Raw genomic sequence first — 26,416 nt, 5'->3', positions numbered from 1 at the left:
CATGTTCTGGCCGATGTTCGCGGTTGCCGTGGGGTTCCTGGGTCTGCTGGTGCTCGGGGTGCTCGCCGTCCGGGTCTTCGTCGAGGCGGAACGGCTCGGCAGGCAGGTCACGGACTCGGCGCGCCGTATCAGCCGCGCCGCGGAGGACCTGGAGCACGCGGCGGCCGCCGCGACCCGCTCCGCCGAGTCCCTCTGAGTGGTCCCGGCCACCCCCGGCGCGGCTTCGCCCTGTCACCTTGCGGGTTCCGGCAGGTACGCTGCTGATCGCGGCCCGGAGAACGAGGCCCGGATCGCGGACGGGAGTACGCACGGGGATTGCCGGACGTTTACCCCTGAGCGTTACGATCGCTGCCAGCACCGTCGTTCGGACGCATGTCCGACCGGTCGGACAGCCACCCACCCAACCGCCTCGGTGAGAAGGTAAAGACTTATGGGACGGCTCGGACCCACCGAGATCATTCTGATCCTCGTCGTCGTCATCCTGCTGTTCGGCGCGAAGAAGCTTCCGGACATGGCGCGGTCGCTCGGCAAGTCCGCGCGCATCCTCAAGAGCGAGGCCAAGGCGATGAAGGACGAGAACAAGTCCTCCGCCCCGGCCGACCCGCCGGCCACCGGCGAGCAGCCCCCGGCGCAGCGCACCATCCAGGCGGCCCCCGGTGACGTGACCAGCTCCCGCCCGGTCACCGAGCCGACGGACACGACCAAGCGCTGACGCAGGGCCGGTGATCTCCGGCCCGCCGCACGAGATGGGAACGTGGGTTGCCCAAGTCTGCCCGCAAAGAGGAGAGGGATCCCGAGGGGCGCATGCCCCTTGTGGAACACCTGCGTGAGCTGCGCAACCGGCTCGCCAAGGCTGTGCTCGCGATCGTCGTGGTGATGATCGTGGCCGCGTTCTACAGCGAGCAGCTCATGCAGTTCCTCGCGGAGCCGGTGCCGAAATGTGAGGACCTGGCGAACAGCGACGGCGGCAACTGCGCCATCGTCTCCTTCAACACTCTGACATCGCCGTTCACCACGACGATCAAGGTGAGCCTCATGGCCGGCCTGATCGTCTCCAGCCCTGTGTGGCTCTACCAGCTCTGGGCCTTCATCGCCCCCGGGCTGCACAAGCACGAGAAGAAGTACACCTACGCCTTCGTCTCGGCCGCGGTTCCGTTGTTCGTCGGCGGCGCCTACCTGTCGTACGTCATCCTCCCCGTCAGCATCAAGGTGCTGCTCAGCCTCACACCCGGGGGATCGGCCAACATCCTCTCGCTCGACGAGGTCCTCGACTTCACCATCAGGATGGTGCTGGTCTTCGGCCTGGCCTTCGAGCTTCCCCTGCTGCTCATCATGCTGAACATGGTCGGCATCGTCTCCGGCCGCCGCATGATCGGCTGGTGGCGCGGTGTCGTCATGGGCGTCTTCGTCTTCGGCGCGGTCGCGACACCCACCACCGACCCGGTGGGGATGATCGCGCTCTCCGGACCGATCGTCGTCCTCTACTTCGTCGCTGTGGCGATCTCGCTGCTCAACGACAAACGGCGCGCCCGCAAGGAGTCCCAGGGCCCCGCCGACGACGAGGCGTCCGAGCTGGATCTCACACCCGAGTCCATCGAACCGGTGGAGCCCGTGGCCGCCCTGCCCGAGCAGGCGACCAGGGACCGGGTCAACGGTTATGACGACGTGACCTGAAGACCGGGCCGCAACTCGTAGGGTCACTCCCGTGACCAGCGAGATCACCCTCTTCGTCAACCCCACCGCGGGCCGCGGCCGGGGCGCCCGCGCGGCGCGGCCGGCCGCTTCCGCGTTGCGGGACGCCGGCTTCTCGGTGCGGACCGTGCTCGGCGACGACCCGCAGGACGCCCTCGACCGGGCGCGCGCCGCCGTCGAGGAGGGCACCGGCGCCCTGATCGCCGTCGGCGGCGACGGCATGGCGAACCTCGCCCTGCAGGCCGTCGTCGGCACCGGCACCCCGTTCGGGCTGGTCGCCGCCGGAACCGGCAACGACTTCGCCCGCGCGCTCGGCATGCCCCTGCGGGAACCGGCCGCGGCCGGCCGGATGATCGCCGACGCCCTCAAGTGCGGCCGGGTCCGCGACATCGACCTCGGCCGGGTCGGCGACCGCTGGTTCGGCGCCGTGCTCGCCTCCGGCTTCGACTCCCGGGTCAACGACCGCGGCAACCGGATGCGGCTGCCCCTCGGGCGCCTGAAGTACGACGTCGCCATGGTCGCCGAGCTGGCCGCCTTCCGCCCGCTGCCGTACCGGATCACCCTCGACGGGGGCGAGGTCCGCGAGGTCGAGGCGACCCTGGTGGCCGTCGGGAACGGGCCGTCGTACGGCGGCGGCATGCGGATATGCCCCGGAGCGGATCTCACCGACGGGCTGTTCGACATCACGGTGGTGGGCGAGTGCAGCCGGGCCACGCTGCTGCGGGTGTTCCCGAGGGTCTACCGGGGGACGCACGTCGGCCATCCCGCGATCACCGTGCTGCGGGCGGCGAGTGTGGAGCTGGTCGCCGACCAGGTCACCGGCTACGCGGACGGGGAGCCGGTCGGGCCGCTGCCGCTGACCGCGCGGTGCGTACCGGGCGCCCTGCGGGTCGTCGGCCCCTGAACCGGGCGGCCCCGCTGCTCACAGGGACGGTTCCGGATAATGATCGTCCTGTTGTCGGTGCGGCCCGGTACGCTCGAAAGCACGATGACAGAGGACCTCTCACCGGCCGAGCGGTACGCGGCAGCACGCAGGCGCGCTGCCGAGCAGGCCACCTCGCTCGCTTCCTTCCGCGAGATGTACGACTTCGGCCTCGACCCCTTCCAGATCGAGGCCTGCCAGGCGCTCGAGACGGGGAAGGGCGTACTGGTCGCCGCGCCCACCGGATCCGGCAAGACGATCGTCGGCGAGTTCGCCGTCCACCTCGCCCTCCAGCAGGGCAAGAAGTGCTTCTACACGACACCCATCAAGGCGCTGTCGAACCAGAAGTACGCCGACCTGTGCCGTCGCTACGGCACCGACAAGGTCGGCCTGCTCACCGGCGACAACAGTGTCAACTCCGACGCCCCGGTGGTCGTGATGACCACCGAGGTGCTGCGGAACATGCTGTACGCCGGGTCTCAGACCCTCCTCGGCCTCGGCTACGTGGTGATGGACGAGGTGCACTACCTCTCCGACCGCTTCCGCGGTGCCGTCTGGGAGGAAGTGATCATCCACCTCCCCGAGTCCGTGACCCTGGTCTCCCTGTCGGCGACGGTGTCGAACGCGGAGGAGTTCGGCGACTGGCTGGACACCGTCCGCGGCGACACCCAGGTGATCGTCTCCGAGCACCGGCCGGTGCCGCTGTTCCAGCACGTGCTCGCCGGCCGCCGGATATACGACCTGTTCGAGGAGGGGGAGGGCCGCAAGAAGGCTGTCAACCCGGACCTCACGCGCATGGCACGCCTGGAGGCGAGCCGCCCGTCCTGGGGCGACCGCAAGCGCGGGCGGGGCAACATGCGCGAGGCGGACCGGGAGCGGGAGCGCAGACAGCGCTCCCGGGTGTGGACGCCGAGCCGGCCGGAGGTCATCGAGCGGCTGGACGCCGAGGGCCTGCTGCCCGCGATCACCTTCATCTTCAGCCGCGCCGCCTGCGAGGCCGCCGTCCAGCAGTGCCTGTACGCGGGTCTGCGGCTCAACGACGAGGAGGCGCGGGCGAAGGTCCGCTCCCTCGTCGAGGAGCGCACCTCCTCCATCCCGGCCGAGGATCTGCACGTCCTGGGCTACTACGAGTGGCTGGAGGGCCTGGAGCGCGGCATCGCGGCCCACCACGCGGGCATGCTGCCGACGTTCAAGGAGGTCGTCGAGGAGCTCTTCGTACGCGGTCTGGTGAAGGCCGTGTTCGCGACCGAGACCCTCGCCCTGGGCATCAACATGCCCGCCCGCTCGGTCGTCCTGGAGAAGCTCGTCAAGTGGAACGGCGAGCAGCACGCCGACATCACCCCCGGCGAGTACACCCAGCTGACCGGCCGGGCCGGCCGGCGCGGCATCGACGTCGAGGGTCACGCGGTCGTGCTGTGGCAGCGCGCCATGAACCCCGACCACCTGGCGGGACTGGCCGGCACGCGCACGTATCCGCTGCGCTCCAGCTTCAGGCCGTCGTACAACATGGCGGTCAACCTGGTCGAGCAGTTCGGCCGGCACCGCTCGCGCGAGCTCCTCGAGACGTCCTTCGCGCAGTTCCAGGCGGACAAGTCGGTCGTGGGCATCTCCCGGCAGGTGCAGCGCAACGAGGAAGGGCTCGAGGGCTACAAGGCCTCCATGACCTGCCACCTCGGTGACTTCGAGGAGTACGCGCGGCTGCGCCGCGAGCTGAAGGACAGGGAGACCGAGCTGGCCCGGCAGGGCACGGCGCAGCGCCGCGCGGAGGCCGCCGTCGCGCTGGAGAAGCTCAAGCCCGGTGACGTCATCCACGTACCCACCGGCAAGTACGCGGGGCTGGCGCTGGTCCTCGACCCGGGGCTGCCGGCGGGCCGCTCCAACGGCCACCGCGGCTTCGAGCAGCACGACGGTCCGCGCCCGCTGGTGCTGACCGCGGAGCGGCAGGTGAAGCGGCTGGCGTCGATCGACTTCCCGGTGCCGGTCGAGGCGCTGGAGCGGATGAGGATCCCGAAGTCCTTCAACCCGCGTTCCCCGCAGTCCCGCCGGGACCTCGCCTCCGCGCTGCGCACCAAGGCCGGGCACATCGCGCCGGAGCGGCATCACAAGAAGCGTGCCCAGGCGGCCGACGACCGGGAGATCGCGCGGCTGCGCACGGCGCTGAGGGCGCACCCGTGCCACGGCTGCCAGGACCGTGAGGACCACGCCCGCTGGGCCGAGCGCTACCACAGGCTGCTGCGCGACACCTCGCAGCTGGAGCGGCGCATCGAGGGCCGGACGAACACCATCGCCCGCACCTTCGACCGGATCGTCGCGCTGCTGACCGAGATGGACTATCTGCGTGGCGACGAGGTCACCGTGCACGGCAAGCGGCTGGCCCGGCTGTACGGTGAACTCGACCTGCTGGCCAGCGAATGCCTGCGCGAGGGCGTCTGGGAGGGGCTCGCCCCCGCCGAACTCGCCGCGTGCGTGTCGGCGTTGGTGTACGAGGCCCGGGCCGCCGACGACGCGATGGCGCCCAAGCTGCCCTCGGGCAGGGCGAAGGCGGCACTCGGCGAGATGGTCCGCATCTGGGGCCGGCTGGACGCCCTGGAGGAGGATTTCCGGATCAGTCAGACCGAGGGCGTGGGCCAGCGCGAGCCCGACCTCGGCTTCGCCTGGGCCGCCTACATGTGGGCGTCGGGCAAGGGCCTGGACGAGGTGCTGCGCGAGGCGGAGATGCCGGCCGGCGACTTCGTGCGCTGGTGCAAGCAGGTCATCGACGTGCTGGGGCAGATCTCGGCCGCCGCGCCGTCCGCCGAGGGTTCGACGGTCGCCAAGAACGCCCGCAAGGCGGTCGACGGACTGCTGCGCGGCGTGGTCGCCTACTCGTCCGTGGGCTGAACCGCCCGGACCGGAGCCTCGGAGAAGCCCGGCGCGCCCCGTGCGCGCCGGGCTTCCGCCTTCCGTGCGCCCTCACCAGGGAGCGTCACCGCCCGGGTTCGTGGGCAGGAGCATGGAGTCCGGGACCTTCCTCACCCGTGACGGTGAGTGCTTTTCGTACGCCCGGGCGCAGTGACACGCTGTGTTCGAACAGCCGCTCAGCGTATAAACGACCTGAGCGTACTCCTGCCCCAGGGGTCGTTTCCGGCACTTGCTGAATATGACATGGCGATGATCCTGTCGGACTAGGCTCGCCCGCAGCGCACCGAGTTGAGATGAATTCGTGCGCTTGTTCCCCTATGTGTATCTTCCCCGACCGTCAGACGATTCGTTTCAGAGGGCTCACATGGCGAGTGTCCAACTTTCCTACACGCGTGTGCTGTTGCTGCCGGCCATAGTGATGGCCGCGGCGACCGGAGCCGCCGTCGCCCTGGTGACGGAGCCCGCCCGGATCGCCGTCGGCGTGTGCGGCGCCGTCGCGACCCTGCTGGTGACCGCCGCCGCGACCGAGGCGGTGCGCCGCGGCCGGGTCCTGCGGGAGGCGCGGGCCGAGCACGAACGTCACCGTGCGTATCTGGAGTCCCGGATCGCCGCCCACGACACGGAGACGGACTACTTCATCCGCCAGGTCGCCCCCGCGGCCCTGGACTACCTGCACAGCGGGAACGAACCCGATGAGGTGCTGCGCGCCCTGCCCCGGCTCAACCCGGCCTGGAGCGATCTGCCGAAGTACCAGCTCCAGATGCTGCGGACGATGCTCAAGATCATTGACGACGAGGAGAACCTGCGCGATTCCGCCCAGCGCTCCTTCGTCAGCATCGCCCGCCGCGTCCAGGCGATCGTCCACCAGCAGGCCAAGGAACTCCGCGAGATGGAGGAGGACCACGGCCGCAACCCCGAGGTCTTCGACGACCTGCTGCGCATCGACCACGGCACCGCGCTGATCGGCCGCCTCGCCGACTCCATCTCCGTCCTCGGCGGTGGCCGTCCCGGACGCCAGTGGCCCAAGCCCGTCGCGCTCTACAGCGTGCTGCGCGGTGCCATGTCCCGCATCCTCGAGTACCGCCGCATCGACCTGAAGTCGATCGCCAAGGTCAACATCAAGGGCATCTACGTCGAGCCGGTCATCCACGCCGCCGCCGAGCTCCTCGACAACGCCACCCGCTACTCGCCGCCGACCTCCAAGGTGAGCGTCACCGCCACGGAGGTGCAGACCGGCGTCGCCATCGAGATCGAGGACGCCGGCGTCAGCCTCGACGAGCAGGCCCGCGCCCGCATCGAAGGCATCCTCGAACTGGCCCAGAAGGGCTCCGACCTCCAGGAGATCGGGGAGAACCCGCGCCTCGGCCTCGCCGTCGTCGGCCGGCTCTGCACCGCGTTCAACATGCAGGTATCGCTGCGCGCCTCCGCCTACGGCGGCGTCCGCGCCGTCCTCGTCGTGCCCAGCGAGATGATCACCGACCAGCCCGGCGTCGGCCTCGCCCACGGCATCGGGGCGACCTCCGTGCCCCGCCCGGTCGACGCCCTGCCGGGCCCGGAGCGCACTCCCAAGAAGCGTCGCCCCACCAGTCCCCGCATCCCCGACACGGTCTCCCTGGAGGACGACGTCCCCGAGGTCACCGAGTGGACCGCGGGCGGACTGCCGCAGCGCCGCAGCCGGGTGAAGACCCCGATCACCCAGCGGTACGCCGAGCAGGCGGCCGCCGAACGGGCCGAACAGGAGGCCAGGGAACGGGGCGAGGAGTACCACGACATCTGGGCCAGGCCCGAACCCGAGAAGAAGAAGCAGGACGACCGCGAGCCCGGGCTGTGGGTCGACGCCTTCTGGGAGGGCATGAAGAAGGGCCTCGACCCCGGCGTCCACACCACCGACTTCACCCGGAACCCGACCGCCTACCTGCATCTCATCAACGAACCGGCCCGCACCGAGGCCGATGACGAGGGGGACCTCAAGTGATCCAGCAACGAGCCAACTTCGACTGGATGCTCAAGGAGCTCGCCGACGGCGTACCCGGCGTCGAGATGATCGTGGTGCTCTCCGCCGACGGTCTGCGCATCGCCCGCCACGGCGGCGAGCCGGACGCCGCCGACCGGGTCGCCGCGGCCTGCGCGGGCGTACAGAGCCTCGCCGGGGCCGTCGCCCAGGAACTCCCGTACGGCAACGGCGAGATGAAGCTGGTGCTCATCGAGATCGACGAGGGCTACTTCTATCTGATGGCGGCCGGCGCCAACGCCTATCTCGCGGTGCTCTCCGACATGACCTGCGAACCGGGCCGCATGGGCGGCATGATGCGCGACCTCGTCGTCCGCATCGGCGCCCATCTGACCAGTCCGCCCCGACGGAACGGGCAGACCGTATGACTCCTCCGCAACGCCAGAGGCGCTTCCCCCAGGACGGTCCCCCTCCGCAGTCGGCCGAGCCGGCCAGGAAGGAGGGTGAGGGGGGCAACCCGGAACGGTTGTACGTCGTCGCCGGACCGGACGGCGAACGTGCGGACATCGATCTCGTCACGCTGATCGTGGCCGGCTCCCCGGATCCCCCGCCCTCCGCCACCCCCGAGCAGGCGGCGCTGCTCCGGCTCTGTGCCGCCCCCCTGTCCGTGGCCGAACTGTCGGCCTATCTCAACCTGCCGTTCAGTGTGGTGACCGTGCTGCTCACCGAGATGCTGGCGGCGGAACTGGTCCAGGCGCGTCTCCCGATCGTCCGCAAGGCGCTGCCCGACCGTTCCCTTCTCGAAGCGGTGATGCATGGACTTCAAAGGCTCTGAGACCATCCCGGGCCCCCGCGCCGAGGACCAGTTGCCGCACACGGCACAGGCCGCGGTGAAGATCGTGATCGTGGGTGGATTCGGGGTCGGCAAGACGACCATGGTCGGCTCGGTCAGCGAGATCAAACCGCTGACCACCGAGGAGACCATGACGCAGGCCGGCATCGGGGTCGACGACAACTTCGGTTCCGCGTCCAAGACGGCCACCACGGTCGCCATGGACTTCGGCCGCATCAAGATCACGGACCAGCTGGTGCTGTACCTGTTCGGCACCCCCGGCCAGGAGCGCTTCTGGTTCCTGTGGAACGGGCTGTTCGAGGGGGCGCTCGGCGCGGTCGTGCTGGTCGACACCCGCCGCCTCGAAGTCAGCTTCGACGTCATGGGGCGGCTGGAGGAGCGCGGTGTGCCGTTCGTCGTCGCGGTCAACTCCTTCCCGGACGGCCCGCGTTACCCCGTCGCGGACCTGCGGTCCGCCCTCGACCTGTCCGAGCAGATCCCCATCGTGGACTGCGATGTGCGGCGCCGCGCCTCCAGCCGTGACGTGCTGATGACCCTGATGCGGTTCCTGCACTCGCTCGCCATGACGGGCTCGCTCACCTGACCCCGGGATCCCTCCCGCCCCCAGACCCCGCTTTCCCCCCTCGGAGCGACCACTGTGACGCCTGAACCCCACTCCCCGACGGGAGACTTCCCGGCCGGAACGGACACCCCCCGGTCCGGCCCGCCCCCCGGCTGCCCCGCGCACGGCCCGGGCCCCGGCGGGCTGAGCCGGCTGCACGAGTCGGAGGACCTGAAGAAGCTGTACGAGAAACTGCGGGCCGAGCACGGAGCGGTGGCACCCGCGCTGGTCCACGACGACGTGCCGGTGTGGGTGGTCCTGGGCCACGCCGAGAACCAGCAACTGGTGCGCAGCCCCGCGCAGTACTGCAAGGACAGCCGGATCTGGTCCGCGCTCGGAGAAGGCCTGGTCAAGCCCGACCACCCGCTGATGCCGCACATCGCCTGGCAGCCGATGTGCGCCCACGCCGAGGGCGACGAGCACCGGCGGCTGCGCGGCGCCCTCGACGCCGCCGTGGCGGCCACCGACTTCCGAAGCCTGCGCCGGCACGTCAACCGCAGCGTCCAGCGCGTCGTCAACCGGTTCTGCGAGGCGGGCGAGGCCGACCTGGTCGGCCAGTACGCCGAGCATCTGCCGATGGCCGTGATGTGCCACGTCCTCGGCATGCCCGACGAGTACGACGACCGGATCGTCGAGGCCGCCCGCGACATGATCAGGGGCACCGAGACCGCGATCGCCAGCAACGCCTACGTCATGGAGGCCCTGGAACGCCTCACGGCCCGCAGCCGGGCCCAGCCGCTGGACGACTTCGCCGGCCACCTCGTCAGGCACCCGGCCGGGCTGACCGACGAGGAGGTCAGCCAGCACCTCAGAGTGGTGCTCATCGCCGCCTACGAGGCCACCGCCAACCTCCTCGCCAACGTGCTGCGCCAGGTGCTGATCGACCCGCGCTTCCGCTCCCAGCTCAACGGCGGTCAGATGACCGTGCCTCAGGGGGTGGAGCAACTGCTCTGGGACGAGCCGCCGTTCAGCACCATCTTCGCCTACTTCGCCAAGCAGGACACGGAGCTCGGCGGCCAACGCATCCGCAAGGGTGACGGACTGCTGTTCGCGCCCGCGCCGGCCAACGTCGATCCCCGGGTGCGTCCCGACCCGTCCGCCGACATGCAGGGCAACCGCTCGCACCTCGCCTTCGGCGGCGGCTCGCACGAGTGCCCCGGCCAGGACATCGGCCGTATCGTCGCCGAAGTCGGTGTCGACGCACTGCTCATGCGGCTGCCCGACGTGGAGCTCAGCGTCGACGAGGAGGAGTTGTCCTTCACCGAGTCCATCGCCTCGCGGCATCTCGTGGAACTGCCCGTCCACTTCACGCCCCGGCCGCAGCAGGACGTGCTGCAGCGGCCCAGCCACGAGAACGACGCGCCCCCGCAGCAGGACTGGCACATCGGCGCGACCCGGCCGACGGCCCCCGCGGCCTCCGCGTCGCCCGAGCCGGGCGTCGAGCCTCCCGCGCCGGTGCCACCGCCTCCGCCGGAGTCGCGCCCGGCCCCGGCGCCGGGCGCCTGGCAGCGCTTCCTGCGCTGGTGGCGCGGCTACTGACCGGCCGCCCACCCCTCGTACGAGGACCATGCCGTGAGCATCCGGCCGCTGGTGAACCGGTGCTCCACGCCCGTCACCGGATCGGTGAACTCCAGCTTCCGCGCCAGTAGTTGCAGCGGACGCCGGAAGTCACCGGCCGGGACGGGGGCGGCCACCTCGGGATACAGCGGATCGCCGAGGATCGGCACGCCCAGGGCGTTCATGTGCACCCGCAGCTGATGGGTCTGCCCGGTGCCGGGCACCAGCCGGTACCGGCCGAGGCCGTCGGCCCGGTGACCGGCGAGCTCGACGCGGGTCAGGGCGTTCGGCTCGCCCTCGACCTCTTCGGCGGTCAGCACCCCGCGCTCCTTCACGATCCGGCTGCGTACGGTCCGGGGCAGGTCCAGCGCCGGGTCGTACGGGGCGACGGCCTCGTACTCCTTGCGCACCAGCCGGTCGCGGAACAGCGTCTGGTAGGCCCCGCGCTCCTCGGGCCGTACCGTGAACAGCACCAGGCCCGCGGTGAGCCGGTCGAGGCGGTGCGCGGCGCCGAGTTCCGGGATGCCCAGCTCACGGCGGAGCCGGGCGAGCGCGGTCTGGGTGACGTGGCTGCCGCGCGGGGTGGTGGCCAGGAAGTGGGGCTTGTCCACGACGACGATGTGCTCGTCCCGGTGGACGACCTCCAGCGGGAACGGCACCGGCACCTCGGCGGGCAGCTCCCGGTGGAACCACAGGAACATGCCGGGCGCGTACGGTGTGTCCGCCGGTACGGCCCGTCCGTCCGCCCCGACGATCAGCCCCGCGGCGAACATCCCGTCCACGACTCCGGGACCGGCCGAGAGCCGCTGCACCAGATGTTCGCGCACCGTGGCCCACCGGGTGCCGGCGGGCAGCCGCACCCGCACCGGGTCCACACCGTCGCGCTGCGGCAGGGGAGAGGGTGGAATCGGCCGTCTGCGTCTCACATCGGGCAAGCGTACGGGGCCGCTCAGCCGTGGTTCCCGGTCGCCCGTTTCAGCTCCGCCTCGATCTCGTGGAGCGGTCTGCCCTCGGCCCGGGCGTACTCGGCCACCGCGAGCCTGACGTCACGGGCGAGGTCGCGCCAGGCCCGCCGGGCGGTCTCCCAGGTGGCGGTCTGGCGCCCGCTCCACTTGGTCCGGTTGGGCGGGCCGTAGACGTCCCGCAGCTGCCGGACCCGGGTGTGCGCCTCGTCCGCCGCGCGCTGCTTGGCCACGAGTTCGTCGAAGGTGTGTGCCACGGGCCCGGATCCTGCGGCAGTGCCCCGCCCCGGCGGGCTCGCCACGCCGCCGTGCCCGGGGCGAGGGGTCACGGTTCCCCCGTCCGGCGGACGTGCGCGGTGTCGGTGCGGGCCGGGGGTGTGCTGCGCGGCCCGGTGTTCGGGAGGTGCCTCGCGCCGGTGTGAGCCGGGGGTGCTCGCGCGGCCCGGCGCCTGCGGGGTGCTTCCCCCCAGAGGGGGTACCCCCAGCCCACCCGTGCCGCCCTGGGGCACCTCCCAGGCCCTTGAGACACTGGGGGGCACGACTGCCCGTGGGATCGGAAGCCCGTGGGAGCGAAGCCCGCGGGAGCGAAAGCCCCTGGGGGCGACAGCCCGTGGGATCGATGGTCCCTGGGAGCGAAGCCCGCGGGAGCGAAAGCCCGCGGAACGATTGCCCGCGGCTCCGTCCCGTCCGTCGGCCGTGGGTGCTCAGGCGGAGGGTTCCGTGCCTTCCTGTTCGGCCTCGACGCGGGCGTTCCAGTCGCGCTTGGAGGCCTGCCAGCCGTCCTCGTCGTGGCCGAGCCGCCAGTAACCGGAGATCGACAGGTCCTCGCGCGAAATGCCGCGCTCCACGCGCAGCAGACGGCGCAGCTCCTTCACGAAGTGGGCCTCGCCGTGGACGAAGGCGTGCACCCGTCCCTCCGGGAAGTCGAGATTCCGGACGGCCTCCACCAGGGCCTCGCCGACGGGCCGGCCGCCGCGGTGCAGCCAGCGGACCTCCACATCGGAGTCGATCTTCTGCTCCTCGTCGGGGCCGGAGATCTCCACGAAGGCGAACGCCCTGGCGCCGTGCGGCAGCGCCTCCAGCGAGCGGGCGATCGCGGGCAGCGCGCTCTCGTCGCCGGCGAGCAGATGCCAGTCGGCGGCCGGGTCGGGCGCGTAGGCACCGCCGGGACCCTGGAACCGCACGACCTCGCCCGGCCGGGCGTTCGCCGCCCAGGGGCCGGCCAGGCCCTCGTCGCCGTGGACCACGAAGTCCAGGGTCAGCTCACGGTGCTCGGCGTCCCACTGACGCACCGTGTACGTCCGGGTCACCGGCCACTGCTCGCGCGGGAACTCCTCGCGGATGCGCTGCAGGTCGAAGGGCTCCGGATACGTCGCCCCCGCGGCCGGGAACAGCAGCTTGACGTAGTGATCGGTGCAGTTGTCCGCCGAGAAGTCGGAGAGCCCCTCACCACCGAGCACCACACGCTGCATGTGAGGGGTCAGCCGCTCGGTGCGGACGACCTCGGCGGTGTGCGGGGCGCGTACCGGTCGCTCTGCCATGAGAAGCCTCCCAGCTACCACAGTTAGGGTTACCTAAGTTAGCACCTCGATCTCGGCCGGCACCTCGTCGGTGGACGGTCCGTCCGGTTCGGTGATGGATGCGGCTCACGCCGAGAGGGTCGTCAGCAGGCGCTGCAGCGAGCCGCCCAGACCCCACCGCGCGGCCAGGGACTCCGTCCCGGCCGGATCGCGCGGCCCGTGCGGCAGCGCCGTGTCGACGTCCGGGAGCGGGACGTCGTCCGCGACCCGGACGACCTTGGGAGCGACCGCGAGATACGGCCGCGCCTCGTCCAGACGCTTGCGCTGCGACGGCGTGAGCCGGGCCTGCCGGTCGTCCACGGCCGCCAGGATCCCGGCCAGGTCGCCGAACTCGGCCAGCAGCTTGGCCGCCGTCTTCTCCCCGATGCCCGGCACGCCCGGCAGGCCGTCGCTCGGATCACCGCGCAGCAGCGCCAGGTCCGCGTACCCCCTGCCGTCCACCCCATACTTCTCGCGCAGCACGGCCTCGTCGGTGACCTGGAGCGTGCCGACGCCCTTCAGCGGATACAGCACGCGCACCCCGCGCGCGTCGTCCACCAGCTGGTACAGATCGCGGTCGCCGGTGACGATGTCGACCGGTCCGCCGGCGCGGGCGGTGAACGTGCCGATCACGTCGTCCGCCTCGTACCCGGCGACCCCCACCCGCGCGATGCCCACCGCGTCGAGCACGCTCTCGATGACCGGCACCTGCGGGGACAGCGTGTCGGGCACCTCCTCCTCGTCCGGGCCCGCCGCGCGCTCCTCGGCGACGCGGTGCGCCTTGTAGGAGGGGATCAGCTCCACCCGCCACTTCGGGCGCCAGTCGGCGTCCATGCAGGCCACCAGGTGGTCGGGGCGGTGGTCCTTGACCAGGCGGTCGATGAAGTCGAGCAGCCCGCGCACGGCGTTCACCGGAGTGCCGTCCGGGGCCCTGACGGACTCCGGGACGCCGAAGTAGGCGCGGAAGTACAGGGAAGCGGTGTCGAGGAGCATCAGTCGTCCGGTCACGTCCCGCATCATGCCGCACACCACTGACAGCGCTCCGCAGAAGCGCGCGGGTGCGCCCCACGCAACACGTTGCGTCCTGCGCCATCAGTGTGAGGCGTCACACGAACAAGTTTGCCCTGTGCGAAACCGGGGAGGCGCGGGCCCGGAGCGATGCCGGTTACAGATTCAACTGTTGTGGGCCGCGTGAGCCGTCCGCCGGACATCGCTTCTGTCATTTGCCGTCGAGACAAGAGGTACGCGTGTCCTCCAGGCTTGAGGCCGAGCATCTGTTCAAGGTGTTCGGCAGACGACCGGACCAGGCGGTCGAACGACTGCGCCAGAAGAAGACCGACCGGGAGGAGCTGCGCGCCGACGGCACCACCGCCGCCGTCATCGACGCCTCGTTCACGGTGGAGCCGGGCGAGATCTTCGTCGTCATGGGCCTGTCGGGCTCCGGCAAGTCCACCCTGCTGCGGATGCTGAACGGCCTGCTCGAGCCCACCGCCGGACACGTGCGCTTCGACGGCCAGGACCTGACCGCGCTGCCCGACCGGGAGCTGCGCAAGGTCCGCTCCAAGAAGATCAGCATGGTCTTCCAGCACTTCGCGCTGTTCCCGCACCGCAGCGTCCGTGACAACGCCGCCTACGGTCTTGAAGTGCAGGGCGTGCCCCGCGCCGAGCGCGAACGCCGCGCCGACGAGGCGCTCGCCCTGTGCGGCCTGGCCGGCTGGGAGAAGTCGTGGCCCGACGAGCTGTCGGGCGGCATGCAGCAGCGCGTGGGGCTCGCCCGCGCGCTCGCCACCGACGCCGACCTGCTGCTGATGGACGAGTCCTTCAGCGCGCTCGACCCGCTGATCCGCCGCGACATGCAGGACCAGCTGATCGAACTGCAGAAGAAGCTGAAGAAGACGATCGTCTTCATCACCCACGACCTCAACGAGGCCATGCGCCTGGGTGACCGGATCGCGGTGATGCGCGACGGCCGCATCGTGCAGATCGGCACCGCGCAGGACATCCTGATCCGTCCCGCCAACGACTACGTCGCCTCCTTCACCCAGGACGTCGACCGCTCCCGCGTGCTCACAGCCGGCGCCGTGATGGAGCGCGAGGTCCGCGGCGACGAGGCCGACTGCGGCTGCGAGACCGCGACGCCCGAGACGCCGTTCACCGACCTGTGCGCGATCAGTGCCCGCGTACCGCACCCCGTGGCGGTGCTGGACAAGGAGGGCACGCTCGTCGGCGTCGTGCCCCGGCAGCGCCTCGTCGGCTTCCTCGGCGACGAGGAGTCCGATCCCGGCGTCTGCGACACCCCGCGGGACAAGGGCGGCGAGAAGGTGATGGCCCGTGCCTAGGATTCCGCTCGGTGACTGGGTCAACAGCGCCGTCGACTGGCTGCTCGCCAACGTCACCTGGCTGTTCGACTTCTTCAAGGCCGTCTTCACCGGCGCCTACGACGGCGTCAACGCCGTCCTCCAGGCCCCCGAACCGCTGATCCTCTGCGGCATTTTCGCGGTGATCGCCTTCTGGCTGCGAGGCACCTTCGCGGGTGTCCTCACCTTCGCCGGCTTCGCCTTCCTGGACTCCCTCGAACTGTGGGAGGACTCGATGGTGACACTGGCGCTGGTCATCGTCGCCACGGTGATCGCGCTGGTCATATCGGTGCCGGTGGGGATCTGGGCGGCCCGCTCGGACCGGGTCAGCGCCGTGGTCCGGCCGGTCCTGGACTTCATGCAGACGCTGCCCGCGATGATCTACCTCATCCCGGCGATCCTGTTCTTCGGGACCGGCTCCGCCCCGGGCATCGTCGCCACCCTGATCTTCGCGCTCGCCCCGGGCGTGCGCATGACCGAGCTGGGCATCCGCCAGGTCGACAAGGAACTGGTCGAGGCGGCCGAGGCGTTCGGCACCACACCCCGCAACACCCTGCTGCGCGTGCAGCTGCCGCTGGCGCTGCCCACGGTGATGGCGGGCGTCAACCAGGTCATCATGCTGGGCCTGTCCATGGCCGCGATCGCCGGCATGGTCGGCACCGGCGGACTCGGCGGCGCGGTCATCGAGGCCATCGGGCAGCTCAACATCGGTCTCGGTGCCGAATCCGGCATCGCCATCGTCATCCTGGCGATCTACCTGGACCGCATGACCAGCGCCCTGGGCACCCAGGTCTCCCCGCTCGGCCGGCGCGCCGCCGCCAAGGCACGTGCCGCGCAGGGACTGAGGATCTGGTCCTACCGGCCCCGCCCGCAGGTCGCCGTGATCGGTGTCGTCGTCCTCGCCCTGGTGGCGGGCGGCATGGGGATCTTCGGCGGCAACGCCGGCGGCTCCGGCACCACCGCCGACGGCGAGAACGTCGGTGAGGGCAAGAAGGTCACCATCGGCTACATCCCCTGGGACGAGGGCGTCGCCTCCACCTTCCTGTGGAAGGAGGTCCTCGAGCAGCGCGGTTTCGAGGTCGAGGCCGAGCAGTTCGAGGCCGGCCCGCTCTACACCGCCCTCGCGCAGGGCAACGTCGACTTCCAGACGGACTCCTGGCTGCCCACCACCCACGAGGCGTACTGGAAGAAGTACGGCGAGCAGCTCGACGACCTCGGCTCCTGGTACGACGAGACCTCGCTGGAGCTGACCGTCCCGGCGTACATGGAGGACGTCGACAGCCTGGAGGACCTCAAGGGCAAGGCGTCCGCCTTCGGCGGGGAGATCACCGGCATCGAGTCCAGCGCCGGCATGATGGGCCTGCTGAAGAGCAAGGTCCTCAAGGAGTACGGCCTGGACAAGGAGTACAAGGTCGTCGACAGCTCCACGCCGGCGATGCTGGCCGAGCTCAAGCGGGCCTACAGCAAGAAGGAACCGGTCGTCGTCACCCTCTGGTCGCCGCACTGGGCGTACAGCGACTACGACCTGAAGAAGCTGAAGGACCCCAAGGGCAGCTGGGGCAAGGGCGACGGCGTGCACACGGTGTCGCGCAAGGGCTTCGCCGGCGACCACCCGACCGTCGGGAAGTGGCTGAAGGACTTCTCGATGACCGAGAAGGAACTCACCGGCCTGGAAGCCGAGATCAACAAGGCAGGCAAGGGCAGGCAGCAGGACGCCGTCCGGACCTGGCTGAAGGACAACCCGGGCATCGTCGACAAGCTGGCCCCGGTGGAGTCCGGCTCGGGCACCACGCCCGCCGAGGCGAAGCGCCCGCTGGACGTGGCCTGGTTCCCCTGGGAGGAGGACGTCGCCGTCACCTACCTGTGGAAGAACGTCCTCGAGCGTCGCGGTTACACGATGAACCTCAAGCAGATGGACGTCGGCCCGGTCTACACCGGCCTCGCCTCCGGTGACCTCGACCTCAACTTCGACGCCTGGCTGCCGTACGCGCAGAAGAACTACTGGGACAAGAGCAAGGACGACCTCACCGACCTGGGCACCTGGTACGAGCCCACCTCGCTGGAGATCGCCGTCCCCTCCTACGTCAAGGACGTCAAGTCCCTGGAGGACCTCAAGGGCAAGGCCGACCTCTTCGACGGGCGGATCATCGGCATCGAGCCGGGCACCGGTGAGATGAACCTGCTCAAGACCGAGGTCATGCCGGGATACGGCCTGGAGGACGAGTACGAGGTCGTCGACGGCTCCACGCCGGCGATGCTGGCCGAGCTCAAGCGGGCTCTCGCCAAGAAGGAGCCCGTCGCGGTCACCCTGTGGTCGCCGCACTGGGCGTACAGCGACTACGAGCTGACCAAGCTGAAGGACCCCAGGAAGGCATTCGGCGAGGGCAACACGATCCGCACCATCGCGAGCAAGAAGTTCCCGGAGCAGTATCCGCAGCTGACCGAGTGGATCAAGGACTTCCGGATGAGCGAGGACGAGCTCGGCACCCTGGAGGCCGAGATCAAGGACCGCGGCCAGGGCCACGAGGAAGAGGCCGTCGCGGCCTGGCTGGAGGAGCACCCGGACATGGTGGAGCGGATGACCCCGCGGTAACCGCCGTACCGGCCGCCTCCCGAGGGGCGGGCCCGGACCCGCACCTGACGGCGCGGCCGGGCCCGCCCCTCGGGCATGTCCGGAGCCGGGCGGGAACACGGTAGGAATCCGGACAACCACGCAGCGCGATGTCCTCCCCGGACCTCCCCGTGACCTTCCGCCGGGCGAGGGGAACAATGGCGGGAACACCCCTTATCGCGCACGGGAGGAACCGAGGGGCCCGGCAGGGCGACTGGCGCGAACTGGCGGGTCGGCGCCGGTCGCGTGCGACGGCGACGTGACAGGCGCCTGAAACGGTTTGCCGAACATGCGTAGGGTGCAGACAACTCACGACGAGGAGTGCGCCGGGTCGGCGGCGCACGGGGTGCGGGACGATCGGCGGAGGAGGGAGCCGGAGCGATGGGCGATCACAAGGAACAGCCCTTGCGGGTGGGCGCGGCCGTGCGGCGGCGACGCCGCGCGCTGGACCTCACCCTCGCCGTCGTGGCCGAGCGCAGCGGCCTGTCGGTCCCGTTCCTCAGCCAGATCGAGAACGAGCGGGCGCGTCCCAGCCAGAGCTCCCTGGAGAAGGTCGCCGACGCGCTGCGCACCACCGCCGTGGAGCTCCTCGCGGCCGCCGACCCGGCGTGCAGTGTGGACGTCGTCCGCGTCGAGGGCACCGAGCCGTGGGGGGAACCGCACGTGCGCTCCCTGGTGCGCGGTCACCACCAGATGTACGCCTCCGAGTTCACCGGCGACCATGACGCCGGCCGCGAACTCCAGTTCCGCAACGACCAGTTGATGTATGTGGCGGACGGCGCCGTGGAGATCGAGGCGGAGGGCCGCGCGTACCGTCTCGGCCGCGGCGACACCCTGTACCTCACCGGAGGCGTCCGGCACCGCTGGCGGGCCACGGTCCCGGAGACACGACTGCTGGTCGTCGCCGTCGCCGAGCACATCGAGGCGGTGCGGGACAAGCCGCGCCGATGAGTCACGTCAGGGTCGTCTCCCTCGTCCCGTCGCTGACGGAGGCCGTGGCGCTCTTCGCTCCCGGCTCCCTGGCCGGCGCCACCGACTGGTGCACGCACCCGGCCGGGCTGGACGTCGTACGCGTCGGCGGCACGAAGAACCCGAAGGTGGACCGGATCGCCGCGCTCGCCCCCGATCTGGTGATCGCCAACGAGGAGGAGAACCGCGAGCCCGACCTGGCGGCCCTGCGCGCGGCGGGTCTCGACGTGCTGGTGACCGAGGTGCGGACGCTGCCCCAGGCCTTCCGCGAACTGGACCGGGTGCTCACGGCGTGCGGGGTGCGGGCCCGCCCCCGCCGGCTGGACGAGGCCGAGGCGGCCTGGGCCGCGGTACCCACGCCCGCGGAACGGCGGACGGCGGTCGTGCCCGTCTGGCGGCGGCCCTGGATGGTGCTGGGCCGGGACACCTTCGCCGGTGACCTGCTGTCCCGTCTCGGCGTCGACCACCTGTACGCGAGCCACCCGGAGCGCTATCCGCGCGTCCCGCTCGACGCGCTGCGCGCGGCCGGTCCGGACCTCGTCGTGCTCCCCGACGAGCCCTACCGCTTCACCGCCGACGACGGCCCGGAGGCCTTCCCCGGGCTGCCCTGCGCACTCGTCGACGGCCGGCACCTCACCTGGTACGGGCCGTCACTGGCCGAGGCGCCGGCGGTGCTGGGGCGGGCCCTGCGAGCAGCGCTCCGCTGAACAGGCCACGCGCCGTGCACCAGGCGGCGGTGGCCCAGGCGCCGGCCAGCAGGGCGTACAGGGCGAGCGCCAGGGCGTCGTAGGCGAGCAGCCCGGTGTGCGAGGCGAGGACCCCGGCGCCGGTGACACAGGTGCCGACCGGGAACGTGAACGACCACCACGTCATCGCGAAGCGCATGCCCCGCCGCCATGCCCGTACGACATGCGCGGCGGCGAGGCAGAGCCACAGCAGCGCGAACCCCATGACGGGTACCCCGTACAGGACGGTGAGGACGCGGAAGCCCTCGGCGTACGGCGCCGGTACGACCCCCGGGGCGGCGTCCGCGAAGGCGCCGACGGCGGTCGTGGACTGGCCGAGCGGCCCGAGCACCAGGAACAGCGTCGGGGTGAGGGCGAGGGGCAGTGGACCGCGGGTGATCAGCCGGCCGAAGACCAGCGGCAGCGTCATCAGGGTGGCGAGGAGGCTGAGCCCGAACATCGCGAAGCAGGCGAGCAGCAGGGTCGCGCGGGGCTGGCCCGCCGGGAGGTACGGCACCAGGCGGGGCCCGAGCGCGGCGGACACCATGGGCGCGACCAGCGGCAGCAGCCAGACGGGCGTCGCCTCCTGTGCCGTCACCCGGTGGCGTACGGCCATGAGGTACGGGACGGCCACGGCGGCGGCCAGCCCGACGGCCGTACCGGCGGTGAACAGCACGGCGTCGAGGAAGACGGCCGCGCGCAGTCCGATCCAGTCCCGTCCGAGGACGGGCGTGCCGCCGCCGACGGCCAGCAGGGCCATGGAGAGGCAGCCGTAGAAGGGGGCCGTGGCGGGGTCGAGGAGGTGGGCGCGGGCCCGGTCGCGGTGGTGGGCCCAGTGCAGGGCGCGGGCGGCGAGCAGGACCAGCAGGAGGACGAGGGACAGTGCCCAGACGGCGGTGAGCGCGGGGCGCGGGCCCGTGGTGTGCACGGGGAGCGCGGCGCCCGCTCCGGCGACGATGGCGGTGCCCATCACGCAGGCGTACCAGTTGGGTCCGAGGTGACGGACGGCGTCGGCACGCGGGGGCCGTGCGGTGGCACGGGGGAGGGGTGGCAGGGGCCGGGTTGCGGTGACCATGGTCATACGGTCGGGCCGGTGGGGTGCCGTCACCAGGGAGCACCTCTCTATGGCGGCATAAGCTGGGCTTATGAGCACAACGGATGACCACGACCATCCAGGGCACCGCTCCGCGAGCCCGGGGTCCCTGGCTCACCGGGTGCCGGACCTCGGGGCGCTGGAGCTGCTGCTGGCGGTGGCGCGGCTGGGGAGTCTGGGCGGGGCGGCACGGGAGCTGGGCATCACCCAGCCCGCCGCCAGCAGCCGGATCCGGTCGATGGAACGGCAGCTCGGTGTGGCCCTGGTCGACCGGTCGCCGCGCGGGTCGCGGCTGACGGACGCGGGTGCGCTGGTCACCGACTGGGCGCGGCGGATCGTGGAGGCGGCGGAGGCCTTCGACGCGGGCGCGCAGGCGCTGCGGGACCGCAGGGACTCACGGCTGCGGGTGGCGGCGAGCATGACGATCGCCGAGTACCTGCTGCCGGGGTGGCTGCTCGCGCTGCGTGCGGACCGGCCGGACACGGCGGTGTCACTGCTGGCCGGGAACTCGGCGGCGGTGGCGGAGCGGCTGCTGTCGGGGGAGGCGGACGTGGGGTTCGTGGAGGGGCTCACGGTGTCGGCGGGGCTGGATTCCGCGGTGATCGCTCATGACCGGCTGATCGTGGTGACCGCGCCGTCGCATGTGTGGGCCCGTCGGCGGCGGCCGATCGCGGCGGAGGAGTTGGCGAGTACGCCGTTGATCCTGCGGGAGAAGGGGTCCGGGACGCGGCAGGTTCTGGACGCGGCGCTGGGCGGGCTGGCCCGGCCGCTGATCGAGCTGTCCTCGACCACGGCGGTGAAGGCGGCGGCGGTCGGCGGTGCCGGGCCGGCGGTTCTGAGCGAGCTCGCGGTGGGGGAGGAGCTGGCGATGCGGCGGCTGGTGCGGATCCCCGTCAACGGGATCGCCCTGGCCCGGGATCTGCGTGCGGTGTGGCCCACGGGACATCGGCCCACCGGGCCGGCGCGGGATCTGCTGTCGCTGACGCGGGGGTGAGCCCGGTCGGGGCCGAGCGGGGGCGGGGCGCGTGGCCCGGCGCTCACGGGATGCCTCCCCCGCTCTCGGCTTCGCTCCAGCGGGGGGACACACCCCCACCGCCCGCCCGTGCCGCCCCTGGGGGTACCTCCCAGGCCCTTCAGACACTGGGGGAGGCACGGCTGCCCGCGGTTCGCGGCTGTGTGGCCTTGATCAGAGCTCGCATCACGCGTACGTCGGTGCCCATCTCCGGGTGCCACTGGACGCCCAGGGCCCAAGCAGGTGCCGGAAGTTCGATTGCTTCCACCGTGCCGTCCTCCGCGTACGCCGAGGGGATCAGGTCCGTGCCCAGGCGGTCCACCGACTGGTGGTGGTAGGTGGGTACGGAGGTCTGTTCCGGGACGATGTCGGCGTAGCGGGTGCCGGGGGCCGGCTTGACCGGGTGGTGGCCGAAGGCGCCCGGTTCCTCCGCGTGGCCGTCGATGTGCTGGACGAGGGTGCCGCCCAGGGCGACGTTCAGCAGTTGCATGCCCCGGCAGATGCCCAGCAGGGGGACCCCGCGGTCCAGGGCCGCCTCGATCAGGGCGAGTTCCCAGGCGTCCCTGGCCCGGGCGGGCGGCCCGGTGCGCGGGTCGGGCTCGGCGCCGTAGCGGACGGGTTCCACGTCCGGGCCGCCCGCGACGACCAGGCCGTCGAGCCGGGCCACGGTCGCCGCCGCCTGCTCCGGCGCGTCCGGCGGGAGCATCGCGGCCAGTCCGCCCGCCCGCTGCACCAGCCGCGGATAGCCGGCCGGCAGCAGCGCGGCGTCCAGTCGCCACACTCCCCAGCGCACACCGGACTCCGCGTACGTGCTGATGCCGATCAGTGGTCTGGCCGACACGTCGGGCACCCCCTCTGCTTTCAGTCCCGCGACAACTCCGCCTCGGCCGCCGCCAACGCCGCGAATTCCTCCTCCGGCGCCTTCGCCACCAGATGCTTGCGGCTGTACAGCCCGAAGTACGCCACCGCCACGATGTACACGGCCAGTGCGATGAACGCCGCCGTCACGTCCACCAGGAACGTCGCCACCAGCGCCGTACAGGCCAGCACCAGCGCCACCGACGAGGTGAGCACACCGCCCGGCGTGCGGTACGGCCGGGGCAGTTCCGGCTCCCGGCGGCGCAGCACGATGTGGGAGAGGGACATCAGCGCGTACGAGATCGTCGCGCCGAAGACGGCGATGTTCAGCATGCGCGCGCCGTCGCCCGTCCCGGCGGCCAGCGCGAAGCCGATCGCCCCCGGCACCAGCAGACCGAGGTACGGCGCCCTGCGGCCGCTGGTGAGGGACAGGAACTTCGGCAGGTAGCCCGCCCGGGACAGCGCGAACAGCTGGCGCGAACCGGCGTAGATCAGCGAGAAGAACGACGCGACCAGCCCCGCGAGGCCCGCGTAGTTCACGATCCGGCTCAGCGTTGTCGCCCCGCCGTCCGGCTGGAGCGCCTCCACCAGCGGGTTGCCCGCGTCCTGGACCGCGGCCGAGCCCCGCGCCCCGGCCGCCGCGACGAAGGTCACCACGGCCAGCATCACCAGGATGCCCATGGACCAGCGGATCGCCTTCGGCAGCGTACGGGCCGGTTCCCTGGTCTCCTCGGCGGCCAGCGGTACGCCCTCCACGCCCAGGAAGAACCACATCCCGAACGGGAACGCCGCCCAGATGCCCAGCAGCCCCATCGGCAGCCAGGAGTTCGAGCCGAACGCCGAGGGGTCGACCGGGATGTCGTCCAGCGAGGAGGCGTCGAACTCGGGCAGCGCCCCCAGCGCGAACACCACCAGCGCCGCCACCGCGATGCCCGTCACGACGAAGCTGAAGCGCAGCGCCTCGCCCACGCCCCACAGGTGGATGCCGATGAAGACGATGAAGCAGGCCAGGTACACCGGCCAGCCGGACTCCAGCCCGAACAGGCCCAGCGACTCGACGTAGTCGCCGATGAAGATGGAGATCGCGGCGGGCGCGAGCACGTACTCGATGAGGATCGCGGTCCCGGTGAGGAACCCGCCCCACGGTCCGAGCGCCCGGCGGGCGAAGCCGTAGCCGCCGCCGGCCGTGGGCAGGATCGACGACAGCTCGGCCAGGGCGAAGACCATGCAGGTGTACATGGCGCCCATCAGCACCATGGCGATCGCCAGGCCGCCGAAACCGCCCTCGGCCAGGCCGAAGTTCCAGCCCGAGTAGTCGCCGGACACGACGTAGGCGACACCGAGGCCGGTCAGCAGCAGCCAGCCGGCGCTGCCGCGGCGCAGCTTCCTGCGCTCGAGGTAGTCGTCCGCCTCACCGGCGGATTCATGGGACGCGGACGGAAGGCTCACGAGGCGACTCCCCAGAGGGCGGCGACGGAGGGGACAATGGAACGGATCCAGACCTTTGTGGGCCCATACCTTCGTGGCGCGGACACCGTGAGCGCAAGCCCCCGGCGTGAAGCCGCGGTGAACCGTCCGTGCGGCGTCACGCCCTCACGCCAGGAACCCCCGCAGCAGCGCCGCCGTCCCCGCGCAGTGCTCGCGCGTCATCTCCCGCGCCCCGTCCGCGTCCCCCTCCAGCACCGCCTCGACCAGCGCGGTGTGCTGCCGCTGGGAGTGCTCCAGGTTGCGCACCAGCAGCGGGATGCAGTCCAGCAGGTCGTTCACCGTCGCCCGTACCGCCGCGTACTGCGCGGTCAGCGTCGGCGAGCCGCACAGCTCGGCCAGGGTGAGGTGGAACAGCGTGTCCTGACGCCGGTAGTCCGTCAGCGGCGCCTCCCGGGTGCCGGACAGCGCCTCACGCAGCCGCGCCGCCTGTTCCTCCGTCAGCCCGTGCGCCGCGCACAGCCCCGCCGCGCCCACCTCCAGCACCTCACGGAAGCGCAGCACGTCCTCGATGTCGACCTCGGCGATCCGCCGCCGCAGCTCCTCCTCGCCGGTGTCCGTCGGACGGGGCAGCACGAACGTTCCGCCGTACCGGCCGCGCCGCGACTCCACGAGCCCCTGGTCCTGGAGCACCTTCAGCACCTCGCGCAGCGTCACCCGGCTGATCCCCAGCCGCTCCGCCAGCTCCCGCTCGGCCGGCAACCGCTCCCCGCCCGCCACCAGACCCAGCCGCACCACCTGGAGGATCTGCTCCAGCGCCTCCTCGAAGCCGTTGCCCGCGCGGACCTGCCGCAGCACCGGCGCCAGGCGGTCCCCGACCGCGCCGACCGCTTCGTGTGGCATCCGGCCGTGCCCCCTTCCCAAGCAATGGTTCTCGGCAATACCTTATGGCTCCCGGCGTGACCGAAGAAGCCCGAGGAGGCCCTCCCGTGGCAGACCGCACACCCCCGCTCTCCGTCGAGGAGCTGCACACCCTCGTCGCCGGCGGTGAGATCGACACCGTCGTCCTGGCCTTCCCCGACATGCAGGGACGGCTCCAGGGCAAGCGGTTCGCCGCGCGCTTCTTCCTCGACGAGGTGCTCCGGCACGGCACCGAGGGCTGCAACTACCTGCTCGCCGTCGACGCCGACATGAACACCGTCGACGGCTACGCCATGTCCTCCTGGGAGACCGGCTACGGCGACTTCGCCATGTACCCCGACCTCGACACCCTGCGCCGGGTGCCCTGGAACGAGGGCACCGCCATGGTCGTCGCCGACCTCGCCTGGGCCGACGGGTCCCCGGTCGTCGCCGCCCCCCGGCAGGTACTGCGCCGCCAGCTGGACCGCCTCGCCGCCCTCGGCCACACCGCACAGGTCGGCACCGAGCTGGAGTTCATCGTCTTCAAGGACACCTACGAACAGGCCTGGGACGCCGGCTACCGCGGGCTGACCCCCGCCAACCAGTACAACGTCGACTACTCGGTGCTCGGCACCGGCCGCATCGAGCCCCTGCTGCGCCGCATCCGCAACGAGATGGCCGGCGCCGGACTCACCGTCGAGTCCGCCAAGGGCGAGTGCAACCCCGGCCAGCACGAGATCGCCTTCCGCTACGACGAGGCCCTGGTCACCTGCGACCAGCACGCGATCTACAAGACCGGCGCCAAGGAGATCGCCGCCCAGGAGGGCGTCTCGATCACCTTCATGGCCAAGTACAACGAGCGCGAGGGCAACTCCTGCCACATCCACCTCTCCCTCGCGGACGCGGCCGGCGACAGCGCCATGCCGGACTCCGCCGCGGAGCCGGACGCCATGTCCGAGGTCATGCGCCACTTCCTCGCCGGGCAGCTCGCCGCGCTCCGTGAGTTCTCCCTGCTCTACGCCCCGCACATCAACTCCTACAAGCGGTTCCAGCCCGGATCCTTCGCCCCGACGGCCGTCGCCTGGGGCCGCGACAACCGCACCTGCGCCCTGCGCGTGGTCGGCCACGGCCGCTCCCTGCGCTTCGAGAACCGGCTGCCCGGCGGTGACGTCAACCCGCACCTCGCCGTGGCCGGCATGGTCGCGGCGGGGCTGTACGGCATCGAGCAGAAGCTGGAACTGCCCGAGCCCTGCCCCGGCAACGCCTACACCGCCGGCTTCGAGCACGTCCCCACCACCCTGCGCGAGGCCGCCGAACTGTGGGAGAACAGCGCGATCGCCAAGGCCGCCTTCGGAGACGAGGTCGTCGCGCACTACCGCAACATGGCGCGCGTCGAGACCGATGCCTTCGACGCCGCGGTCACCGACTGGGAGCTGCGCCGCTCCTTCGAACGCATGTGAGGTCCTTC

The 26,416-nt window shown here is 71.5% G+C and carries 24 protein-coding genes; 16 read left to right on the top strand and 8 right to left on the bottom strand.

Features of this window, described 5'->3' with window-relative positions:
- Position 1: 1 nt before the first annotated feature.
- From ACH4VX_RS20990 to ACH4VX_RS20945, 10 genes are all read left to right on the top strand, one after another.
- Entirely contained in the window at positions 2–196 is a 195-nt protein-coding gene (locus ACH4VX_RS20990) for a hypothetical protein (protein ID WP_398368997.1), read from the top strand.
- Between the two features lie 234 nt (positions 197–430).
- Positions 431–712: a Sec-independent protein translocase subunit TatA gene (tatA, locus tag ACH4VX_RS20985; protein ID WP_398368996.1), complete on the top strand. Its 282-nt coding sequence runs from the start codon at positions 431–433 to the stop codon at positions 710–712.
- Positions 713–804: 92 nt separating this feature from the next.
- On the top strand, positions 805–1,674 hold the full coding sequence (tatC, locus tag ACH4VX_RS20980; protein ID WP_398368994.1) for a twin-arginine translocase subunit TatC: 870 nt from the start codon (positions 805–807) through the stop codon (positions 1,672–1,674).
- A gap of 31 nt (positions 1,675–1,705) precedes the next feature.
- Complete coding sequence (locus tag ACH4VX_RS20975; protein WP_398368992.1) at positions 1,706–2,596, top strand: diacylglycerol kinase; 891 nt, start codon at positions 1,706–1,708, stop codon at positions 2,594–2,596.
- 39 nt (positions 2,597–2,635) lie between these two features.
- Positions 2,636–5,494, top strand: coding sequence for a DEAD/DEAH box helicase (locus ACH4VX_RS20970; RefSeq protein ID WP_398368990.1), 2,859 nt, complete (start codon positions 2,636–2,638; stop codon positions 5,492–5,494).
- A gap of 385 nt (positions 5,495–5,879) precedes the next feature.
- Positions 5,880–7,490: an ATP-binding protein gene (locus ACH4VX_RS20965; protein ID WP_398368988.1), complete on the top strand. Its 1,611-nt coding sequence runs from the start codon at positions 5,880–5,882 to the stop codon at positions 7,488–7,490.
- Complete coding sequence (locus tag ACH4VX_RS20960) at positions 7,487–7,894, top strand: roadblock/LC7 domain-containing protein (protein ID WP_398368986.1); 408 nt, start codon at positions 7,487–7,489, stop codon at positions 7,892–7,894. The genes ACH4VX_RS20965 and ACH4VX_RS20960 overlap by 4 nt, the downstream gene beginning before the upstream one ends.
- Positions 7,891–8,301, top strand: coding sequence for a DUF742 domain-containing protein (locus ACH4VX_RS20955; protein ID WP_398368985.1), 411 nt, complete (start codon positions 7,891–7,893; stop codon positions 8,299–8,301). The genes ACH4VX_RS20960 and ACH4VX_RS20955 overlap by 4 nt, the downstream gene beginning before the upstream one ends.
- Complete coding sequence (locus ACH4VX_RS20950; RefSeq protein ID WP_398368984.1) at positions 8,282–8,902, top strand: GTP-binding protein; 621 nt, start codon at positions 8,282–8,284, stop codon at positions 8,900–8,902. Before ACH4VX_RS20955 ends, ACH4VX_RS20950 begins: the two co-directional genes overlap by 20 nt.
- 54 nt (positions 8,903–8,956) lie before the next feature.
- Positions 8,957–10,459, top strand: a complete 1,503-nt coding sequence (locus tag ACH4VX_RS20945; protein WP_398368982.1) for a cytochrome P450 — start codon at positions 8,957–8,959, stop codon at positions 10,457–10,459.
- Here the strand turns inward: ACH4VX_RS20945 and ACH4VX_RS20940 are convergent.
- The 4 genes from ACH4VX_RS20940 to ACH4VX_RS20925 form a co-directional block, all read right to left on the bottom strand.
- A complete protein-coding gene (locus tag ACH4VX_RS20940) occupies positions 10,453–11,403 on the bottom strand; it encodes an RluA family pseudouridine synthase (RefSeq protein ID WP_398368980.1) in 951 nt (316 codons plus the stop codon). The genes ACH4VX_RS20945 and ACH4VX_RS20940 overlap by 7 nt on opposite strands.
- A gap of 23 nt (positions 11,404–11,426) precedes the next feature.
- A complete protein-coding gene (locus ACH4VX_RS20935; protein WP_398368979.1) occupies positions 11,427–11,696 on the bottom strand; it encodes a hypothetical protein in 270 nt (89 codons plus the stop codon).
- A 447-nt stretch (positions 11,697–12,143) separates the two neighbouring features.
- Positions 12,144–12,980, bottom strand: a complete 837-nt coding sequence (locus ACH4VX_RS20930; protein WP_398368977.1) for a siderophore-interacting protein — start codon at positions 12,978–12,980, stop codon at positions 12,144–12,146.
- A gap of 105 nt (positions 12,981–13,085) precedes the next feature.
- Positions 13,086–13,991: a 5'-3' exonuclease H3TH domain-containing protein gene (locus tag ACH4VX_RS20925; protein ID WP_398369258.1), complete on the bottom strand. Its 906-nt coding sequence runs from the start codon at positions 13,989–13,991 to the stop codon at positions 13,086–13,088.
- A gap of 254 nt (positions 13,992–14,245) precedes the next feature.
- Between ACH4VX_RS20925 and ACH4VX_RS20920 the strand changes: the two genes are divergently transcribed.
- The 4 genes from ACH4VX_RS20920 to ACH4VX_RS20905 all read left to right on the top strand — a co-directional run bounded on the left by ACH4VX_RS20920 (position 14,246) and on the right by ACH4VX_RS20905 (position 19,642).
- A complete protein-coding gene (locus ACH4VX_RS20920; RefSeq protein ID WP_398368976.1) occupies positions 14,246–15,337 on the top strand; it encodes a glycine betaine/L-proline ABC transporter ATP-binding protein in 1,092 nt (363 codons plus the stop codon).
- Positions 15,330–17,948: an ABC transporter permease/substrate binding protein gene (locus ACH4VX_RS20915; protein WP_398368975.1), complete on the top strand. Its 2,619-nt coding sequence runs from the start codon at positions 15,330–15,332 to the stop codon at positions 17,946–17,948. Before ACH4VX_RS20920 ends, ACH4VX_RS20915 begins: the two co-directional genes overlap by 8 nt.
- 399 nt (positions 17,949–18,347) lie before the next feature.
- Positions 18,348–18,917: a helix-turn-helix domain-containing protein gene (locus tag ACH4VX_RS20910; RefSeq protein ID WP_398368973.1), complete on the top strand. Its 570-nt coding sequence runs from the start codon at positions 18,348–18,350 to the stop codon at positions 18,915–18,917.
- Positions 18,914–19,642 carry a helical backbone metal receptor gene (locus ACH4VX_RS20905; protein ID WP_398368971.1) on the top strand — a complete coding sequence of 243 codons (729 nt, stop codon included), beginning with the start codon at positions 18,914–18,916 and terminating at the stop codon, positions 19,640–19,642. The genes ACH4VX_RS20910 and ACH4VX_RS20905 overlap by 4 nt, the downstream gene beginning before the upstream one ends.
- Here the strand turns inward: ACH4VX_RS20905 and ACH4VX_RS20900 are convergent.
- Entirely contained in the window at positions 19,569–20,735 is a 1,167-nt protein-coding gene (locus ACH4VX_RS20900; RefSeq protein WP_398368969.1) for a TDT family transporter, read from the bottom strand. The two genes, ACH4VX_RS20905 and ACH4VX_RS20900, sit on opposite strands and share 74 nt — an antisense overlap.
- A gap of 70 nt (positions 20,736–20,805) precedes the next feature.
- Here ACH4VX_RS20900 and ACH4VX_RS20895 point away from each other — a divergent pair, with 70 nt between their 5' ends.
- On the top strand, positions 20,806–21,747 hold the full coding sequence (locus tag ACH4VX_RS20895) for a LysR family transcriptional regulator (RefSeq protein WP_398368968.1): 942 nt from the start codon (positions 20,806–20,808) through the stop codon (positions 21,745–21,747).
- Between the two features lie 139 nt (positions 21,748–21,886).
- Here the strand turns inward: ACH4VX_RS20895 and ACH4VX_RS20890 are convergent, their stop codons facing one another.
- The 3 genes from ACH4VX_RS20890 to ACH4VX_RS20880 form a co-directional block, all read right to left on the bottom strand.
- Positions 21,887–22,606, bottom strand: coding sequence for a gamma-glutamyl-gamma-aminobutyrate hydrolase family protein (locus tag ACH4VX_RS20890; RefSeq protein WP_398368966.1), 720 nt, complete (start codon positions 22,604–22,606; stop codon positions 21,887–21,889).
- A 20-nt stretch (positions 22,607–22,626) separates the two neighbouring features.
- Positions 22,627–24,072, bottom strand: a complete 1,446-nt coding sequence (gene eat / locus ACH4VX_RS20885) for an ethanolamine permease (RefSeq protein ID WP_398368964.1) — start codon at positions 24,070–24,072, stop codon at positions 22,627–22,629.
- 144 nt (positions 24,073–24,216) lie between these two features.
- Positions 24,217–24,951, bottom strand: coding sequence for a FadR/GntR family transcriptional regulator (locus tag ACH4VX_RS20880; RefSeq protein ID WP_398368962.1), 735 nt, complete (start codon positions 24,949–24,951; stop codon positions 24,217–24,219).
- Positions 24,952–25,037: 86 nt separating this feature from the next.
- Here ACH4VX_RS20880 and ACH4VX_RS20875 point away from each other — a divergent pair, with 86 nt between their 5' ends.
- The gene (locus ACH4VX_RS20875; RefSeq protein ID WP_398368961.1) at positions 25,038–26,408 is read left to right on the top strand and encodes a glutamine synthetase family protein; all 1,371 of its coding nucleotides are present in this window, start codon (positions 25,038–25,040) and stop codon (positions 26,406–26,408) included.
- Positions 26,409–26,416 lie beyond the last annotated feature (8 nt).

This window comes from Streptomyces sp. NPDC020731, assembly GCF_044334705.1.
Taxonomy (GTDB): Bacteria; Actinomycetota; Actinomycetes; order Streptomycetales; family Streptomycetaceae; genus Streptomyces.
Note: the sequence above shows the minus strand (reverse complement) of the source record. Positions and strands in the feature narration are given on the sequence as shown.